This is a genomic window from Deltaproteobacteria bacterium, assembly GCA_016210005.1.
Taxonomy (GTDB): domain Bacteria; phylum Desulfobacterota; class Binatia; order HRBIN30; family JACQVA1; genus JACQVA1.
Genome location: JACQVA010000219.1, coordinates 1 through 3,214, shown reverse-complemented (window position 1 = coordinate 3,214; position 3,214 = coordinate 1). Strand labels below are relative to the sequence as shown.

The window sequence follows — 3,214 nt, the reverse complement described above, 5'->3', positions numbered from 1 at the left end:
CTGCTGGCCGGCTGTTACCGGTCGCAGGTCATGCATCACGACGGGAGCCTCTCTGGTCCGTTACACCTCAGGGCGGTATCGGGCGAGCTCAACTACCGCGAAGCGGTTTAGTCCAAACTTCTCGCCGAAGCCTATGTGGCTTGGTATGACGGAGACAGTTGCGATGAGATACTCGGATCTTCGGTGGAAGCCAGCGACGAAGCCTTCGGCCGAGCGGTGAAAGACCTGGTGCCTACGTATGTTGACATGGCTCACGGAAAAGGAAAGATCTATCTCAAGCCTCCCGGTGCCCAGTTGGTAGAGCGGGAGGGGCTCGCCTCGGCTGCATTGGTCACAAAAGTGAAGAGAGAACGTGAGGAATTGCTGGCTGCCGTAGATAAGATCACCGAGCAGAAGGCATTGAAACCCGCACCGCGAGACCAGTTGGTTGAGGTAACCTCAGAACTCCATTGGGAGAGATATGTGGGCGACCTACCCTACTTCCGGCCAAAACTCGAAATAATCCCGGGAGTTATCAGATACCGGGTGTAGACACTTGACGGCCGGGGCGATGTTCGAGACCGCCCGAGGAGGTGACGACAGTCTGGCAGATGATCTTGAGACAGCGCATCAGGGAGTGGCGGAGGTGTACTGGGCTCGTTAGGATCCTGTGTGTCGAATACCTGCGGTGGAGGACATTGAGTGCAAATGCTACAATGATCACGACGTGCAGACCGAGTTCAAACACATCCTCCGGAATCCGGATGATTGTCGACCGGAGGCAGATATGTCAGATCTTTCCAAAATGATGGAATACCTTAAGAAGAATCATCCAACCAACATTCGCAAGACTTTGAACACCTTTGTCATACGTCCCGAAGGTGGAGGGCCAGGCGGCGAGGGCGGTTCCACAACCCGGCTGGTGTTCGTCAAGAATGAATGGACTCAGCCTGCCCAGGATCGTCCAGAGGCCACTCTGGGCGGAACCCTCGTCTACCAACGCAAGTTACCCCATGGCGGTTGGGAGGACGTGGACGACAAGAAGATTAGTGGCTTAAAGGCAGGAGAAGGCTTCAAAATCGAGTTGCACTCCGGTGAGTTGCGAACGTTTTACGAATACATGCGATCGGAATACGGAGACGCCGGAGCTGTCAAGCTCGGGGCAGCGTTGATGGCGCTAGCCTGGATTCCCACGGGCCATCATTTCGCTAACGCCTGAGAGTGGCGATCCCAGACTCGACAGGTGTTGTTCGAGTATCCCGTTATGCGAAGTGTAGACTTATCGATGGCGAGCCAAAAAGTCAGGCTTGGAACGTGCTCTGTTTAGGCCGTCAGTCAGATCCCTTTGTTGAATGGTTCTCAAGAATTCTCGACCAAAGGCTTGACTTCTTGAATCTAATTTGACATCGTGGAAGTATGTCTACGAGTGATGGGAATGAACTAACGCCGTTCGGTCGGTACTTCCTGGAACCTCGCAGCCCTACCCATCGCCAATACGAAGCCCTACGCGCCTACTTCGTTGAGCAACGACCATCGAACGCCGTGGCCGCGGACTTTGGATACACACCCGGCAGCTTCCGTGTCCTGTGCTCCCAGTTCCGCAAGAGCCCGGACCGCGAGTTCTTCCTGTCCCCCAACCGGGGACCACAGGAGGCCCCGAAGCGCGATCCGCTTCGTGACACCGTCGTTGCGGCTCGCAAGCAGAACATGTCCATCTACGATATCGTGGACGCGTTGAAGAAGGAGGGCAAAGAGCTCAGTCCGGCAGGAGTCTGGAAGATTCTCACCGAGGAGGGGTTTGCGCGCCTTCCCCGGCGTCGCGACGAGGAGCGGCCACCGGGAGTGCGTGTCACCGCGGGGGAGGTCGCAGATGTTCGCCAACTGGATCTGACTCCCCGGACTTTCCGGACGCAGTTTGGAGGGCTATTCCTCTTCGTGCCATTGCTGGTTTCCATGGATCTCGACAACCTCCTCGAAGCCGCAGGCTTTCCTGGTTCAGCGATGGTACCAGCTGGCAACGCCGTGCGCTCGCTCCTCGGGCTGAAGCTTTTCGGGAAGGCCCGAAACAGCCATATCATGAGCCACGTTCTCGATGAAGGCTTGGCACTCTTCGCTGGACTCACCATGATTCCCAAGCGGTCCTTCCTCACCGAGTACAGCTGCCGGATCGGACCGGAATCACACGTCCAACTCATGCGTCGTTGGTTCGGTGCGGTGGGCGGGCTTGGGCTCGAATGGGGTTCGTCGTTTGACTTGGACTTCCACACCATTCCCTTCCATGGCGAGGATGCGTTGATTGAGAAGCATTACGTCTCCAAACGCAGCCGGAGGCAGAAGGGCGTCCTCGCGTTCCTGGCTCGGGACGCGGACCGCCAGGTCTTCTGCTACGCCAACGGCGACTTGAGAATCGGGGAACAGAACGATGAGGTCCTCCGCTTCGTTGAATTCTGGAAGGAATTGACCGGTCACTACCCTGAGGAGGTGATCTTCGACTCGAAGCTGACGACCTACGCGAACCTCAGCTGGCTCAACCAACACGATATCAAGTTCATGACCCTGCGCCGGCGCTCCAAGAAGCTGATGGAGGCCGTCCGCCAAGCGCCTCCGTCTGCCTGGCGACGGATCGAGCTTGACCGCATCACACGAGCCTACCGAACGCCTCGCGTCCTCGACGAAAGCATCACACTCGCCGGCTATGACGGCCCCCTGCGTCAGCTCGCGATTGCCGACCTCGGACACGAAGAGCCGACGCTGCTGCTCACCAACCAGCTCAAGCGCTCGGCGGCCAAACTGGTCGGGCGGTACGCCGGGAGGGTGCTCATCGAGAATGGGATCGCCGACGGCATCGACTTCTTCCACATGGACGCTCTCTCATCGGCCGTGGCGATGAAGGTCGACTGCGATCTCCTGCTCACGCTGATGGCGAGCAGCCTGTACCGTCTTTTTGGAACACAGATCGGACGGGGTTACGAGACCGCCAAGTCTCGCCGGATCTTCCGGGATTTCATTGACGCATCGGCGACCGTCACAGTCACGAACGAGGAGGTCAGGGTACGCTTTCAGAAACGCGCCCACAATCCGCTGCTGATGGCCGCGGGGTTCCAAGAAACCGACGTTCACGTGCCCTGGCTCGGCGGCCGGCGACTCCGCCTGATCCTGGGAGAGCGACGTGGTGTTAACTCACAAAACTAACATCGGTGTTAGGTGGCGAAACGAGCGTGGGAATCCAGGCTAG

General features: G+C 58.0%; 3 protein-coding genes. All 3 read left to right on the top strand.

Annotation, left to right across the window (positions count from 1 at the left end; all coding sequences use genetic code 11):
* Positions 1 to 183: 183 nt before the first annotated feature.
* The 3 genes from HY699_21145 to HY699_21135 all read left to right on the top strand — a co-directional run bounded on the left by HY699_21145 (position 184) and on the right by HY699_21135 (position 3,171).
* Positions 184 to 531 (top strand): hypothetical protein, encoded by a 348-nt coding sequence (locus HY699_21145; GenBank protein MBI4518314.1) that lies wholly within the window; start codon positions 184 to 186, stop codon positions 529 to 531.
* Between the two features lie 175 nt (positions 532 to 706).
* Positions 707 to 1,198, top strand: a complete 492-nt coding sequence (locus HY699_21140; GenBank protein MBI4518313.1) for a hypothetical protein — start codon at positions 707 to 709, stop codon at positions 1,196 to 1,198.
* A gap of 323 nt (positions 1,199 to 1,521) precedes the next feature.
* The gene (locus HY699_21135) at positions 1,522 to 3,171 is read left to right on the top strand and encodes a hypothetical protein (protein ID MBI4518312.1); all 1,650 of its coding nucleotides are present in this window, start codon (positions 1,522 to 1,524) and stop codon (positions 3,169 to 3,171) included.
* Positions 3,172 to 3,214 lie beyond the last annotated feature (43 nt).